Origin of the sequence: Mesorhizobium sp. M0983 (assembly GCF_040318975.1) — a bacterium.
Taxonomy (GTDB): domain Bacteria; phylum Pseudomonadota; class Alphaproteobacteria; order Rhizobiales; family Rhizobiaceae; genus Mesorhizobium.
In genome coordinates this window covers 346894-360527 of sequence record NZ_JAMYNH010000003.1, presented here as the reverse complement: position 1 = coordinate 360527, position 13634 = coordinate 346894, and the positions used below count along the sequence as shown (strand labels likewise).

Here is a 13634-nt window from a genome sequence, read left to right as displayed (position 1 = left end):
CGGGAGCCTTTCCGGGTTAAAGGCACGGTTCAATCCCGAAAGGCTCTAGCGCATCGGCCCGAAAATCGGAACCGATTTTCGGAAGGCGGGACGGCGTGGTTTCGACGTGCCAGCCCGTACTTTGCATACAGGCGAACGAACGCCGCCATTAGTCGGCCTCAGAACCGCAGTTTGGCGCCGGCGCACAGTAGAAGCCAGTAGAACAGGCCGGTCGCGCCAACCGCCAGCAGCATCGCCAGGAAGAAGCCGCTGGGGCTGTCGGTGAATGGCAGCCCGCCGGTGTTCATGCCGAATATGCCGACGATCAGGGTGCCCGGCAAAAGCAGTGCGCTCATCACTGCCAGCGCCTTGAGGCTGCGGTTCGATTCGTCGGCAAGCTCGGCCGCAAGCTCCTCCTGCAGCAGCCTTGCCCGGTCGTTGATCATGACGACCTCGGGTCGAGCCGTTCCAGGCGGGCAGCAAGCCGGCGCAGAACTTCATGTGCGCCGGCGGAAAGGTTCCAGGCGGAACGGTCTTCATCCTGGAAAAGTGCTGCCAGGGCCGAGATCGGCCGATGCAAGGATACGGCAAGGCGGCGCACATCCTTCAGCTGTCGTCTTTCGTCGGCAAGCCGCTCGGTCACGAGATGGTCCTCGACCGCATCGAGCCGCTTCGTCGCCGCGGCGAGCCGCAGGCTGGTGGTCTTGCAAAAAGCCATGACCAGCGTTTCGAACAGCTCGAATGCTGTGGCGGGCCGCAGCCCTGCGGCAAGGGCGGTGTGCACTTCCTCCACCGCCGCCAGCGGATGGCGCTGGCCGGTGACCAGCAGCCGCTCCGAGACCGCAAAATGCAATCTCCCGATGGTCGTCGACTGATGGGCGATCTCGCCATGCAGGTCGGCGGAAATGCCGTGGACGACGCCATTCTCATGCGCCAGCACCAGGCTGTCCTCATGTCCTTCGAGGATTGCATGAGCCGACGCCGGCAGCGCGCAGGCATGGCTGACCCAGGAATGGGCGCGCCGGTCGACAAGGTCGACATGCAGCCAGACCCAGCCGTCCAGTGAGGCCAGCGCGGCCTCTATGTCCCGGGGCGCCAGCGATTCGGGAGCTTTGCCGGGAGCGGCATGATAGGCCCAGACCAGCCCGGGGGCATGATGCTGGTCGTCCGCGGCAAGCAATGTCAGATGCGATGCGTCATTCATGGCCGCCGCCGAGACAATGCACGTTCAGGATCCGGGCGGCGCCGGAGCCGGCGCCGCGACATTCTGGCCAAGTCCTATCCCCGCTCAGAATATCTGGCGGAAGATGACGAACAGCACGAAGGCAAGACAGATGGAGACCGGAAGGGTCAGTATCCAGGCCATCAGCATGTTGCGCACTGTCGACCATTGCAGGCCCGAGCCGTTCGCCGCCATGGTGCCGGCAACGCCCGACGACAGCACATGGGTGGTCGAGACCGGCAGGCCGAGATAGTCGGCCGATGCGATGGTCGCCATTGCAACAAGCTCTGCGGACGCACCCTGGCCGTAGGTCAGATGGCTTTTGCCGATCTTCTCGCCGACGGTGACGACGATGCGCTTCCAGCCGACCATGGTGCCGAGGCCGAGCGCCAGCGCGATGGCGACCTTGACCCAGAGCGGGATGAACTTCGTCGCGTTGTCGACCGCCTTGTGATAGGTCGTCACCGCCTTCAGGTCGTCGACCTCCATCGGCAGCAGCTTCTTCTTGTCGATCAGTTTCAGCGCTTCACCGATAAGATAGATGTTGTTGCGGGCGTTGCTGACCAGCGTTGTCGGCAGCTTTTCCACGGACGGATAGGGCGACAACATTGCGCTAGTGTCGTGGATGAAGCTCTGCAGGGCAGGCGTGGTCTCGTCCTTCCAGGTCTTGGTGCGAACGGCGTCACCGACCACGGTTGCCGCGTCGGTCACGGCGACGCCGGGCTTGACGTATTTGCCGAGTACCGTTTCGACCTGCGTCGCTGCGGACTTGTAAGCTTCGAGATAGTTCACGTCCGGTGTGCGGTTGAGCGCGAAGGCGGTCGGCACCACGCCGATCAGGATGAGCATGATGAGGCCCATGCCCTTTTGCCCGTCATTGGAGCCGTGGGCAAAGCTGACGCCGGTGCAGGTGAAGATGAGCAGCGCCCGGATCCACAGCGGCGGCGGAGCGCTCGACTTCGGCGCCTCGTAAAGCTCGCGGTTCCTGACCAGCAGCTTCATCACCAGAAGCAGCAGCCCAGCCAGGCAAAACCCGACCAGCGGCGAGATCAGAAGCGACAGGCCGACATTGCTTGCCTGCGACCAGTCGATGCCGCTGGTGATGGAACCGGCCGGCGCCGTGAACTGGTTGGCGAGGCCGACGCCGATGATCGAACCGATCAGCGTGTGCGAGCTCGAGGCAGGCAGGCCGAGATACCAGGTTCCGAGGTTCCACATGATCGCTGCGACCAGCAGCGCAAAGACCATGGCCAGCCCGGAGCTCGATCCGACCTGAAGGATCAGTTCGACCGGTAACAGCGAAATAATGCCGAAGGCGACCGCCCCGCTGGCGGTGAGCACGCCGAGGAAGTTGAAAAAGCCGGACCACATCACTGCAAGCTCGGCCGGCATGGAATGGGTGTAGATCACCGTTGCCACCGCATTGGCGGTGTCGTGAAAACCGTTGACGAATTCGAAGCCGAGCGCGATCAGCAGCGCCAGGCCAAGCAGAATCCACGGCACCGCGACGGTGCTGGTCAGGTCCTGGCTGAGCGCGTAGCCGACATAGGCAAGGCCGCCCAGGATGATGACGGCAAAGGCCGGCAGAAACCATTTGCCGGTGCTGTTTGGCCGGTCGAGCGGATGCTCCGGCCTTGGAATTCCTGCTTCGCTGGAAACAATATCGACCATACCCCACTCCTCTTGCGTTGCAGCAAAGAATGGGAGGACGCTATGTCGGCACAATGAAGCCTGTGTGACGGCAGAGCACTTTGAGATTGGAGCAGATAGTGCTGGACGGTGGTTCCTGATCTATTCCGCGATCTCCAGCAGGGTCGATATCAGCAACCGGCGCTCGTCGGCGGAGAGAATGTCCGAACCGAACAGGTTCATGCTGCGAAGCCCTTCGATAGCGAGATAGCAGACCAGCAGCGCCTTGAGATTCGGCGTCTCCTGCTTCAGCCGCTCGAACACTTGCCGCCTGAACGATTTTATCGGCGTCAGGAAATCGGGATCCTCGGCAATCGCCGAAAATATCCAGGTCGCCGACGGTTTCGACTCCTCGGCATGCTCGGCCGAAAGCCTGATATAGGCCGCAAGCGGGCTCTCACCGCTGACGCCGTTCGTGCGTGCGGCCTCAAGCGCCTGTTGGAACGCACTGAGGTAATCCTCCACCAGCGCCTGCATCAATTTCGCCTTGGTCGGGAAATTGTAGAGAAGACCACCCTTCGACACGCCGGCACGGCTGGCGACCGCATCCAGCGACAGGCTGCCGGGACCCGTCTCGCGCGCCACGTCGGCGGCGGCGGCGAGGATCTTCTCGCGCGAATTTGTTCTGCGGGCCTTCATCAATCGTTCCCCATTCATTAGCTTAAGCGGAATTGACAAGACCGTCCAGACGGTACAGTAAGATTGCCGTCATTTGAAATTGGGACCAGTCACAGGTATGTGTTCCGGTCATCCGACCGTTATGCTGGGCCATGGCCGAGGGGACTGTTCGTGATCAAGCGCTTCATCATCGCCTTCATTCTGCTCGTGCTGGTGTGCGGCGGCATCGTCGGCTTCAACCTGTTCCGCGACAATGCGATCAAACAGTTTTTCGCCACCATGAAGCCGCCGGCCGCGACCGTGTCGACGGTCATCGTCAAACCGATGTCCTGGACGCCCGGCGTCGAGGCGATCGGTACTGTCAGTGCCGTGCGCGGCGTCGACCTGACCGTCGAAACCGCGGGTATCGTCAAGGACATCCAGTTTCATGCCAATCAGAAGGTCGCCGCCAACGCCGTGCTGCTGCAGCTCGACGATGCCGTCGAGCGGGCCGACCTCGTGGCGTCGAAGGCGCAAGCCACATCCGACCAGACGACGCTGATGCGCGCTCTTGAGCTGCAGAAGCGCGGGGTCGGCACCGACGCTACGCTGGACACGGCGCAGGCGGCAGCATCGGTCTCCTCCGCGCAGGTAAACAAGCTGCAAGCGGTGCTCGACCAAAAGCAGTTGACGGCCCCTTTCAAGGGCACCGTCGGTATTCCGAAAATCGACATTGGCCAGTATCTCACACCCGGCACCGCCGTGGTGACCTTGCAGGACATGGACACGATGCGTGTCGATTTCACCGTGCCGGAGCAGCAGCTTCCGCTGCTGAAGATCGGACAGACGGTGCGGCTGGGCATTGGCGGCGGCGACATGCCGTTCGCCGGCAGCATCCGCGGTATCGATCCGAAGATCGACCCGACGAGCCGGCTGGTGACGGTGAGGGCGGAGGTCGCCAATCCTGAAGGCAAGCTGACGCCCGGCCAGTTCGTCCAGGTGCGTGTCGAACTGCCGGAGGAGAACAACGTGCTGGCGCTGCCGCAGACTGCGCTGACCTCCAGCCTGTACGGTGACTTCGTCTTCGTGGTGCGCCCGGCCAAATCCGCAGAAGTCAACGGCGCGGCTCCCGAGGCAAAGCCGGAAGAAAAACCAGCCGCGGATGCTGCCAAGCCCGCTGCCGAAGCACCCGCGGCAAAACCCGAAGAAAAGCCGGGCGCTACCCCAGCCAAACCGGCAGCGGAAGCCAAACCGGCAGCGGAAGAACAGAAGCCGCAGCTCGTGCTCGCCCAGGTGTTCGTCAAGCCAGGCCGCCACAACGCCGGCCTGGTCGAGATCCTGGAAGGCATCCAGCCCGGCGACGAAGTCGTTACCGCCGGCCAGAACCGGCTCTCCAACGGCATGTCCGTTGCCGTCGACAACACGATCGATCCGAGCAAGCCGGGGAACCAGCAGGCAGCCCAGCAATGAGCTTTTCCGACCTCTTCATCCGCCGCCCGGTCCTTTCGACCGTGCTTGCCTGCATGATCCTGCTTCTGGGTTTTCAGGGCATCTTCAACCTTTCGATCCGGCAGTATCCAGAGGTTGAAGAAACGGCCATCACGATCACCACGGCCTATCCCGGCGCCAGCGCCGACCTGATCCAGGGGTTCATTTCCGCGCCGATCGCGCGTGCTGTCGCTTCGACCGAAAACATCGATTATGTCACGTCGGCGAGCCGGCCGTCATCCAGCACCGTGACAGTGCAGATGAAACTCGGCTCCGACCCCGACGTTGCGCTGAACGAAGTCCTGTCGAAGGTTCAGAGCGTTCGCGGCGATCTGCCGGACGAAACCAAAGACCCGGTGATCGTCAAGGGCACCGGCCAGCAGTTCGCGATGATGTACATCTCGATGCAGAACCCGAACATGACGCCGGAACAGCTCACCGAATATATCGAGCGCGTCGTGCGGCCGCGTATGTCGACGGTCGAAGGTGTTGCCGACGTGCAGATTTTCGGCGCCGCCGAATATTCGATGCGTGTCTGGATCGACCCGATCAAACTGGCGGCGCGCGGTGTGACGGCGGCGGAAGTGCTGACCGCCATTAACGAATCGAATTTCCTCTCCGCGCCCGGCGATACCGAAAACGAATATGTGGCTTCCTCGATCACGGTTCGCTCGACCCTGCAGACGCCGGAGGCTTTCGCTGCCCTTCCGCTCCGCTCGAAAGACGGCAATGTGGTGAGACTGCGCGACGTGGCCCGCGTCGAACTCGCCGCGGTGAACACCGACACCAGGGTCACCTTCAACGGCAAGCCCGGCATCTTTCTCGCCATCTTTCCGACGCCGGCCGCCAATCCACTGACCACCGCGGCGGCGATCCACAAGATTGTGCCGACGATCCAGGAGACGCTGCCGCTCGGCATGACGATCGAGATCGTCTATGACTCGACCGAGCAGATCAGCGCGTCGATCGAGGAGGTGTTCAAGACCATCGGCGAGGCGGTCGCCATCGTCATCGTCGTCATCCTGCTCTTCCTCGGCTCGTTCCGCTCGGTGCTGATGCCGATCGTGACCATTCCGCTGTCGCTGATCGGCGTCTGTTTCCTGCTGTTTTCTTTGGGTTATTCGATCAACCTTTTGTCGTTGCTGGCCATGGTGCTGGCGATCGGACTGGTTGTTGACGATGCCATCGTGGTGGTGGAAAACATCCACCGCCACATGGAGGAAGACGGCTTGTCGCCGATGCAGGCGGCTTTCAACGGCATGCGGGAGATCTCTTCCGCCGTCGTCGCCATGACGATAACGTTGGCCGCCGTGTTCGCGCCGCTGGCCTTCACCGGCGGCCTGACAGGCGCACTGTTTCGCGAATTCGCAGTGACGCTTGCCGGCTCGGTGGTCCTTTCGGGTGTCGTTGCCCTAACCGTCACGCCGATGATGTCGGCACGCATCCTGAGGGCCGGCTCGCACAGCCGCTTCCAGCGCATTGTCGACAACACGTTCGGGCGCGTCGAAAACGTCTATGAGCGGCTGGTCAGCGGCTCGCTGAAATATCGCCCGGTGACGCTGATGATCGTCATCGCACTGGTCGCCACGACCGGCTTCATGTTCACCAAGACCGCGAGCGAACTGGCGCCGGAAGAAGACCAGGGCTTCTTGCTGTCTATTGTGAACGCACCGCGCTATGCGACGTCGGACTACACCGAGACCTATGTGAACCAGATTCTCGGGCTGGTGAATGATATCCCCGAAACCAGGGCGCGGTTCTCCGCCGTCGCGTTCCAAGGCCCGACGAACAGCGCTTTCGTCGGCTTTGCGTTCAAGGACTGGGCCGAGCGCGCGCGCAGCTCGAAGGAACTTCAGGAAGACATCACTGCCCGCCTTGCCAAGGTGGCGGGCGTCGAGGCTTTCGTCTTCGCACCGCCGACACTGCCCGGCTCCGGCGGCGGCCTGCCAATCACGATGGTGGTGCGCTCGACCGGCGAGGCCTCCCAAGTGTACGAGGCGGCCGAGAACATCAAGAACAAGGCGCAGGCCTCCGGTCGCTTCCTCGCCGTGCAGAATTCGATGTCCTACGATGCGCCGCAAGTGACGGTGACGATCGACCGCGACCGCGCCGCGGCACTCAACCTGCCGATCGCCGATATCGGCCGGACGCTGACCCTCTTGGTCGGTGGCGCCGAGGTGGCGCAATTCGACCGCGAATCCAACAGCTACGACATCATCCCGCAGGTGCCGCAGAGCTTTCGCGACAATCCCGAAAAACTGGGGGAGTATTTCGTGCGCAGCGTCTCGGGTGAGATGGTGCCGCTCTCTGCGGTGGTGAAGATCTCGACCAACGCGTCGCCGGCGGCGATCGAGCAGTTCAACCAGTTGAATTCCGCAACGATTTCCGCCCTGCCGCTGCCTGGCGTCACCACCGGCGACGGTTTGAAAGCGATCGAGGATATCGCCAAGGAGAGCCTGCCCGACACTTTCTTCATCGACTATACCGGCCAGTCGCGGCAGGAGAAGCAACAGGGCTACACGATCATCATCGCCTTCGCGGCAGCCGTTCTCGTCATCTATCTGGTGCTGGCGGCGCAGTTCGAAAGTTTCCGCGATCCGTTGATCATCATGATGGCGGTGCCACTCTCGATCTTCGGCGCGATCGTGCCGCTTAATGTCGGGCTCGGCACCCTCAACATCTACACCCAGGTCGGCTTGATTACGCTGATCGGCCTGATCACCAAGCACGGCATCCTTCTGGTCGAGTTCGCCAACCAGCAGCGTGAAATGCACGGCATGCGGCGGCGCGATGCGATCATCGCGTCGGCCAAGGTGCGGCTGCGGCCGATCCTGATGACGACGGCGGCGATGGCGCTCGGAGTGGTGCCGCTGATCATCTCCAGCGGCGCTGGTGCCGCGGCACGCTATTCGATGGGCCTGGTGATCTTCACCGGCATCCTGGTCGGAACCATGTTCACGCTGTTCGTGGTGCCGATGTTCTACACGTTTATCGCCAGCAAGGACCTGCCGCATCACGCCGAAAAGCCGGACCCCAAGCTGATGCCGGTGATGCCGGATTAGATTGTACTAACATTGCACAATAAAGAAGGCCGGATTTCCGGCCTTTCTTGGGAGCTACGAAAAGCATCGCTCATTTGACGATGACGATGCTGGTGTTGGCCGGGCCGAAGACCTCGACGAGCTGATAGAAATCGGCGGCGTTGTCCGGATGCAGACGCACGCAGCCATGCGAGGCCGGCTGGCCGAGGCGCTTGATGGCGCTTGTCGCATGTACGGCGTAGCCGCCGCTGAAGAACACCGAATGCGGCATCGGGGCGTTGTCGTATTTCTTCGAATACCACATTTCATGCATGCGGGTCGGCTTGAACGAACCGGTCGGCGTGACGTGCGTCCTGTCGCCGGTCGAGACTTTCCAGGCGAATGTCGGCCGGCCGTCGACCAAGATTTCCATGGTCTGCTGCGATAGCGACACACGCGCGACGATCTTGTTGGCGGCGGCGTGGGCTGCGCTGTTGCCGGCACTGACAAGCAAGGCAGCACCGGTGATGACGGCGGCGGCGATGTTGATGAGCTTGGCGGAAATGGCGGTGTACATGATGTCTCCCCTATTCTGCCGGTCGGGGCCGGCTCAATTCGATGACCGGCTTATCGGGGCATCCTGTTTCAAGTCGATTTCGCTAGATGCTCGTTTGTGTTTCGATTCTGTTTTCCCCTGGTTAACGGAAAACGCCGTGCAAAGCGGCTTACAGCTGTTGGACGTCGTCATGACAGCGGCGGCGTGTTTGCCTAAGCGGATCAGCCAAACCGCGGCACGAATACGCGATTGTCTTTCGTTTGAGAGGAATTCCACCTCACTTCGAAACCGAGCTGCAACAAAGCGCGGCCTCGGCGGCATGATCCGGATACAGCGCACGGGCAAAGTTGACGTAACGAAAACAGCCGGCAACGAACGATCGGAAGCCCACACTGTTTTCGCGACGGTCTAAATTGGTCTGGACAGTTTCCAGCCTGCGCGTCGACCGGCTCAAGTCCCTCTGGCGGGGGCGGCTTAGAGCCGTTGAGGATGCGCGGCGCCTCCGGCAACTTGCAGCCGAGAGGACCGAAGGCCCGCGCCGCAACGGGGGGCTCCGCTGGCGGCGCGGGCGCTTCGGGGGTTCCCCTGAAGCGCCCGTAAATCCCAATTTTGAGGAAAGAACAGGATGAAAACGAAATTCGCCGCTTCCGTGCTTTCTGCCCTGCTCTACGTGCAGGGCCTGCTCGGCATTGCCGGCCTCGCAACCGTGCTGCTGAAGGAACGTGCGCATGCCGGCGAGGTCAGCACGAACAGTGACATGCCGTCAGGCCCGTCGCTTCTCGTGGTGCGCTGAGGAAAGAGCATCGGACCCAAAAGCGGGAACCGGTTTTAGGAAAATCCGATACTCAAAAAAGGGGTGGCTGTCCTGCATTCAGTCGGCGAATTGCGTTGGCGGATCGAACCGGTAACCCGCACCCCGTATGGTGGTGATGGTTTCGGTGTCGAGCTTGCGGCGCAGCCGCACGATGCGCGAATCGATCGACCGGTCGAAGGCTTCGGCATTTTCGGCGGGCGCGGCGGCGATGATGTCGTCGCGCGTCAGCACCTTGCGCGGGCTGGCCAGGAAGAGCCTGAGCAGCGCCACCTGCCCGGGGGACAGCTGTTCTTCCGTGCCCGAGCGGTGCATGACGATGGCCGACCGGAGATCGACGGTCGCGTTCTCCAGCACGATCAATTCCCCGGCGCTCCTGCCGCGCCGAGCCAGCAGGCCGCCAACGCGGGCGGCAAGCTCCCTGACATTGAGCGGGCTTTCGACGACGTCGGCGGCGCCGAGCTCGAGCGCCAGCACTTTGTCGACCAGATCGGCCGGGCGGCAGATCAGGATGAAATCCGGTCCACCTTCGCCGCCATGTCGCCTGAGCAGGTCGCGCCCCTCCGCCTGGCTGACGCTGTCGCCGACAACCACGACATCGATGCCCTTTTCCGAAAGCAGCGATTCGGCTTCCCACGGCTGTCGCGCGGCGCGGACGTCATGACCGCGTCGCTTGAGATGATCGGCGAGATCGGTCGCAATTACTTCAGCGACGGAAACAAGCGCGATGACGGATCGTGCAGCCATGTTTTTCTACCCCGCATACGGCAACCCAAGAAGAGTGCTGGACATCATGTTTATACCCAATCTACTTTCCGCTGAAAGCGGGAGCGAACGCATCGTGCGGGCACGAATTGTCATTGTCGAGGACGAGCCCGACCTGAGGGACGCGGTCGCCGAGTATCTCGGCGCCAGCGGCTATGATGTGGCCACGGCCGAAAGTGCGGCGGCGGCGCGCGACCTGTTGGAAGCCCAGTCCTTCCATCTGGCCATTCTCGACATCGCCATGCCGGGCGAGGACGGCCTGTCGCTCGGCCGCTGGATGCGGTCGAAAATGCCGATCGGCATCATCTATGCGACGGCCGCCGGTACCGCGCTCGACCGCATCGTCGGACTGGAGCTCGGCGCTGACGACTACATCGTCAAGCCTTACGAGTTGCGCGAAGTGCTGGCCAGGGTGCGCAGCGTGCTGCGCCGCGTTCCGGAGCCGACCGAACCACAAAAAGCCAAGGCTGAAACATCCGGTGGCCGCCGGTCCGTGAGCTTCGGCGCCTTTCACGCCGACCTCGACGGCAGGCTCGTCACCGGCGCCAACGGTGCGGTCATCGACATGGCCAAGAGCGAGTTCGACGTGCTGGAGGTGTTCCTTACCCGCGCCAACCGGCTGTTGACGCGGGCGGCGATCTCCGAGGCGATCGGTTTCGTCGAGGACGCGGAATCGTCCCGCGCCGTCGACATCCGCATCATGCGGCTGAGAAAGAAGATCGAGGCGGATCCGGCCAATCCGAAATTCCTGCGCACGGTGCGCGGCGAAGGCTATATCTTCTCGCTGCCAGCCGGCGAAAATAACTGAGGCCTGGCGGCTTGAGCAAGCCACGGCCAGGAAATGACCATGACGGCTGAAACAGCACGCGCGGACTCGCAGGGCGCCAGGCAGGGCGCGGCGATGGCGGCCGTGCATGTGGTTCGCCGGCTGCGCGAAGCCGGCGACTGGCAGCGCGAGATGGAGGGTATCCTCCAAACGCTTTGCGAAGCCATGGATTGTCACCGCGGCATCCTGTTTCGCCTGCGCGAACTGCCCGGCCAGGGCTTCGCCCAGTCGGTCGCCGCTTATTGGATCGCCCCCCGGTTTGGCGGCGAGCTGGCGTCACCGACCGTCATCATGCAGTCGGTCGTCGATTCGGACCCATTGCTGGAACAGCTGGCGGAGGACGAGCGCCAAGGCAAGATATTCGCCGGGCACACACGCGATCTCGAAGGCTTTCTGCGGACCGATTTCGAAAAGCAGAACATCAAGTCGTTCCTGTCGGTGTCGGTCTTTTCGCACGGCAATTTGTGGGGCACACTGGCGGTCAACGACTGCGTCAACGAACGCGAATGGACCGACCAGGAAGAGGCGGCGCTGCACATGGTGGCACTCGCCATTGGCGACGCCATCGAACGGTCGCCCTCCGACGCGCATGCCAGTGACGTCATTCGCCGCACCATGCTGCAGGCCTCGCTCGACGCCATCATCGTCATCGACGAGACCGGCTCGATCATCGAATTCAATCCGGCCGCCGAGAAGATGTTCGGCTATCGACGCAGCGATATCCTCGGCAAGGACCTGCTCGACACGGTCGTGCCGGAATATTACCGCAAAGGCTATGCGTCGGGCGCCGAATACATGTCGGGCCGCGGCGCGCCGATGGTCGGCCAGCGGCTCGAAACGGTCACCCAGAATGCCGCCGGCGAGGTTTTTCCGATCGAGCTGACGGCGACCGAGATGCGGGTCGCCGATCGCCATCTGATCTTCGGCTCCATCCGCGACCTGCGCGACAGATTGCGCGCTGAGGAGGAAATCAACCGTCAGCGCGAAAAACTGCACCAGAACGAGAAGATGGCGGCGATGGGCTCGCTGCTTGCGGGCGTTTCGCACGAGCTCAACAACCCGCTGGCCGTGGTCGTCGCCCAGTCGACGCTGCTGCATGAATTCGCCGCCGATCCGCAGACCAAAGTACGCGCCGAAAAGGTGCGCGCCGCTGCCGAGCGCTGCGGCCGTATCGTCAAAAGCTTCCTGTCGATGGTCCGCCTGCACCCGACGGCGCAGGCCGAGACCGACCTCAACCAGGTGATCCGCGCGGCACTCGAAGTGACCGCCTATGGCGCGCGATCAAGCGGCATCATCATCGACACCGATTTCGCCGGCGGCCCGCTGCTGGCCATGGCCGATGCCGACCACGTGACGCAGGTAGCCGCCAACTTCCTCATCAACAGCCAGCATGCCTTGGCCGGCATTGCCGGCGACCGGCGGATCAAGGTCCGGACGTTTCGCAGCGACCGCGGCAATCCCGGATTCTCGGTCGAGGACAACGGGCCAGGCGTGCCGGAAGCGATACGCTCACGCATATTCGAATCCTATTTCACCACCAAGCCAGTCGGCGTCGGTACCGGTATCGGCCTGTCGATTTCCAAATCGATCATCGAGCGGCACAATGGCAATATCTGGTTCGAGGAGGTTTCGCCGAGAGGCGTGCGTTTTGTCGTGCAGTTGCCGGCGATCGCTGCCGGCGCGGTCGCCGCCGGCGACAGTCCGTCGCGGTCGAGCGGCTTGCGTCACGCGCTGATCATAGACGATGAGCCGGATGTCGCGGCGTCGCTGTCCGACATTCTGGAGTTGATGGGCATCAAGTCGCGGATCGTGCCGGCCTGGGTCTCGGCCGCCGCGACCCTGAGCGGCCACATGCCGCCGGACATCGTGTTTTCCGATTTGCGCATGCCCGGCACCAGCGGCATAGCCGCCTATCGCGAGCTGCTTGCCGAAATGCCGGATCTGGCGCGGCGTTTCGTGCTTGTCACCGGCGATCTGATCGGCGCAAAAGGCGAAATCGAGGCGCTGCCGGCGCCGCAGCGGCCGCCAATCCTCGAAAAGCCGTTCAGCACGCTGGATGTGCGCGGCGTGCTCTCGGCCATTGCCGAGCAGGTCGCTTTGGGCGGCTAGACTCCCAGAGAGACAAAAAGGAAAGAAAAAAGGCTCCCAGCCGACATTGCGGCGGGAGCCTGACTGGAGTGCTGGAGGGCGCTCGCGAAAAGATCAAAAAACGTTCGGCGTATCGGCCAGCGGGGCGGCGTTGGCGATCATGCGGACGGGCCGTGCCTTGCCCGACTGGGCAGCGATAGCGCGCAGGCAGTCCAGGCTCTCGGCGCCCCAGGCCTGACCCTTGCAGGCAAAATCGATGTCCGGGATCGGCAGGCGCGCCGTCTTGGTCGTGGTCGTCGCGCCGTCGATGAGGTTGACCGGCGGGTTCAGCGAGGCGAAGGCCGGACCGACGGTCGGCGTGAACGCCATGCCGGCAAACGCGGCAGCGGCAAGCAGCAGGAACATCGCCATCGGGTGATCGCTGGCGCGCTGGCGCAGCGCCAGCTTCGGGCGCCGGTCGTTGCGCTGCGGACCCTGCAGGCGATGGTCGTTGTCGGTGATCTGGGTTTTCGTATGCATCGTCGTTTCCTTCGGTGTTCTTCTTTTCCCTGTTGAAACGAACTTAACCGCACCTTGTAACGGGCCAACGATGA

The 13634-nt window shown here is 62.8% G+C and carries 12 protein-coding genes; 5 read left to right on the top strand and 7 right to left on the bottom strand.

Features of this window, described 5'->3' with window-relative positions; translation table 11 throughout:
• Positions 1-158: 158 nt before the first annotated feature.
• The 4 genes from NKH71_RS08255 to NKH71_RS08240 all read right to left on the bottom strand — a co-directional run bounded on the left by NKH71_RS08255 (position 159) and on the right by NKH71_RS08240 (position 3529).
• Positions 159-425 (bottom strand): CorA family divalent cation transporter, encoded by a 267-nt coding sequence (locus NKH71_RS08255; RefSeq protein ID WP_352894735.1) that lies wholly within the window; start codon positions 423-425, stop codon positions 159-161.
• Positions 422-1183: a CorA family divalent cation transporter gene (locus tag NKH71_RS08250; protein ID WP_352894733.1), complete on the bottom strand. Its 762-nt coding sequence runs from the start codon at positions 1181-1183 to the stop codon at positions 422-424. The genes NKH71_RS08255 and NKH71_RS08250 overlap by 4 nt, the downstream gene beginning before the upstream one ends.
• Before the next feature lie 84 nt (positions 1184-1267).
• Positions 1268-2872, bottom strand: a complete 1605-nt coding sequence (locus NKH71_RS08245; RefSeq protein WP_352641292.1) for an inorganic phosphate transporter — start codon at positions 2870-2872, stop codon at positions 1268-1270.
• 120 nt (positions 2873-2992) lie between these two features.
• Entirely contained in the window at positions 2993-3529 is a 537-nt protein-coding gene (locus NKH71_RS08240; protein ID WP_023721321.1) for a TetR/AcrR family transcriptional regulator, read from the bottom strand.
• 150 nt (positions 3530-3679) lie between these two features.
• On the opposite strand from NKH71_RS08240, the gene NKH71_RS08235 reads away from it, so the two are divergent.
• The gene (locus NKH71_RS08235) at positions 3680-4957 is read left to right on the top strand and encodes an efflux RND transporter periplasmic adaptor subunit (RefSeq protein WP_502895831.1); all 1278 of its coding nucleotides are present in this window, start codon (positions 3680-3682) and stop codon (positions 4955-4957) included.
• Positions 4954-8037 (top strand): efflux RND transporter permease subunit, encoded by a 3084-nt coding sequence (locus NKH71_RS08230; RefSeq protein WP_352480983.1) that lies wholly within the window; start codon positions 4954-4956, stop codon positions 8035-8037. The genes NKH71_RS08235 and NKH71_RS08230 overlap by 4 nt, the downstream gene beginning before the upstream one ends.
• 70 nt (positions 8038-8107) lie before the next feature.
• Here the strand turns inward: NKH71_RS08230 and NKH71_RS08225 are convergent, their stop codons facing one another.
• Positions 8108-8572 carry a L,D-transpeptidase gene (locus tag NKH71_RS08225; RefSeq protein ID WP_023721319.1) on the bottom strand — a complete coding sequence of 155 codons (465 nt, stop codon included), beginning with the start codon at positions 8570-8572 and terminating at the stop codon, positions 8108-8110.
• Between the two features lie 604 nt (positions 8573-9176).
• Here NKH71_RS08225 and NKH71_RS08220 point away from each other — a divergent pair.
• Entirely contained in the window at positions 9177-9344 is a 168-nt protein-coding gene (locus NKH71_RS08220) for a hypothetical protein (protein ID WP_023721318.1), read from the top strand.
• Between the two features lie 78 nt (positions 9345-9422).
• Here NKH71_RS08220 and NKH71_RS08215 read toward each other — a convergent pair whose 3' ends face one another.
• Complete coding sequence (locus tag NKH71_RS08215; protein ID WP_023721317.1) at positions 9423-10109, bottom strand: response regulator transcription factor; 687 nt, start codon at positions 10107-10109, stop codon at positions 9423-9425.
• 46 nt (positions 10110-10155) lie between these two features.
• Here NKH71_RS08215 and NKH71_RS08210 point away from each other — a divergent pair, with 46 nt between their 5' ends.
• Both NKH71_RS08210 and NKH71_RS08205 read left to right on the top strand, forming a co-directional pair.
• Complete coding sequence (locus tag NKH71_RS08210; RefSeq protein ID WP_198030534.1) at positions 10156-10935, top strand: response regulator; 780 nt, start codon at positions 10156-10158, stop codon at positions 10933-10935.
• A gap of 39 nt (positions 10936-10974) precedes the next feature.
• On the top strand, positions 10975-13062 hold the full coding sequence (locus tag NKH71_RS08205; protein ID WP_031194628.1) for a PAS domain S-box protein: 2088 nt from the start codon (positions 10975-10977) through the stop codon (positions 13060-13062).
• Positions 13063-13155: 93 nt separating this feature from the next.
• Here NKH71_RS08205 and NKH71_RS08200 read toward each other — a convergent pair whose 3' ends face one another.
• Positions 13156-13560 carry a hypothetical protein gene (locus NKH71_RS08200; RefSeq protein WP_023721314.1) on the bottom strand — a complete coding sequence of 135 codons (405 nt, stop codon included), beginning with the start codon at positions 13558-13560 and terminating at the stop codon, positions 13156-13158.
• Positions 13561-13634: the final 74 nt, after the last annotated feature.

What these genes read in the sequence shown, in the direction of transcription:
- NKH71_RS08255 (WP_352894735.1), bottom strand. Translation starts at nt 425, where the DNA reads ATGATCAACGACCGGGCAAGGCTGCTGCAGGAGGAGCTTGCGGCCGAG.
- NKH71_RS08250 (WP_352894733.1), bottom strand. Translation starts at nt 1,183, where the DNA reads ATGAATGACGCATCGCATCTGACATTGCTTGCCGCGGACGACCAGCAT.
- NKH71_RS08245 (WP_352641292.1), bottom strand. Translation starts at nt 2,872, where the DNA reads ATGGTCGATATTGTTTCCAGCGAAGCAGGAATTCCAAGGCCGGAGCAT.
- NKH71_RS08240 (WP_023721321.1), bottom strand. Translation starts at nt 3,529, where the DNA reads ATGAAGGCCCGCAGAACAAATTCGCGCGAGAAGATCCTCGCCGCCGCC.
- NKH71_RS08230 (WP_352480983.1), top strand. Translation starts at nt 4,954, where the DNA reads ATGAGCTTTTCCGACCTCTTCATCCGCCGCCCGGTCCTTTCGACCGTG.
- NKH71_RS08225 (WP_023721319.1), bottom strand. Translation starts at nt 8,572, where the DNA reads ATGTACACCGCCATTTCCGCCAAGCTCATCAACATCGCCGCCGCCGTC.
- NKH71_RS08220 (WP_023721318.1), top strand. Translation starts at nt 9,177, where the DNA reads ATGAAAACGAAATTCGCCGCTTCCGTGCTTTCTGCCCTGCTCTACGTG.
- NKH71_RS08215 (WP_023721317.1), bottom strand. Translation starts at nt 10,109, where the DNA reads ATGGCTGCACGATCCGTCATCGCGCTTGTTTCCGTCGCTGAAGTAATT.
- NKH71_RS08210 (WP_198030534.1), top strand. Translation starts at nt 10,156, where the DNA reads ATGTTTATACCCAATCTACTTTCCGCTGAAAGCGGGAGCGAACGCATC.
- NKH71_RS08205 (WP_031194628.1), top strand. Translation starts at nt 10,975, where the DNA reads ATGACGGCTGAAACAGCACGCGCGGACTCGCAGGGCGCCAGGCAGGGC.
- NKH71_RS08200 (WP_023721314.1), bottom strand. Translation starts at nt 13,560, where the DNA reads ATGCATACGAAAACCCAGATCACCGACAACGACCATCGCCTGCAGGGT.